The 401-nt window shown below is 65.8% G+C and carries 1 protein-coding gene; it reads right to left on the bottom strand.

The window, feature by feature from the left end; translation table 11 throughout:
- On the bottom strand, positions 1-401 hold a 401-nt coding region (locus KOE80_RS20210), incomplete at both ends, for a hypothetical protein (RefSeq protein ID WP_226349858.1).

Consider the following 401-nt stretch of genomic DNA (forward strand, 5'->3'; position numbering starts at 1 on the left):
GCGTCAGCATCTGCATCCGCGTCGGCGTCGGCATCCGCGTCTGCATCGGCATCGGCATCAGCATCGGCGTCGGCGTCGGCGTCAGCGTCGGCGTCGGCGTCGGCATCCGCGTCTGCATCGGCATCGGCATCAGCATCCGCGTCAGCATCGGCATCAGCGTCAGCATCAGCATCAGCGTCAGCATCTGCGTCAGCATCGGCGTCAGCGTCAGCATCAGCATCAGCGTCAGCATCCGCGTCAGCATCAGCATCGGCGTCGGCATCAGCGTCGGCATCAGCGTCGGCATCAGCGTCTGCGTCAGCATCGGCATCGGCGTCTGCATCGGCATCAGCATCCGCGTCGGCGTCAGCATCAGCGTCGGCATCAGCATCTGCGTCGGCATCGGCGTCGGCGTCTGCATC

Source organism: Alcaligenes sp. 13f (assembly GCF_020496585.1).
Taxonomy (GTDB): Bacteria; Pseudomonadota; Gammaproteobacteria; order Burkholderiales; family Burkholderiaceae_B; genus Alcaligenes; species Alcaligenes phenolicus.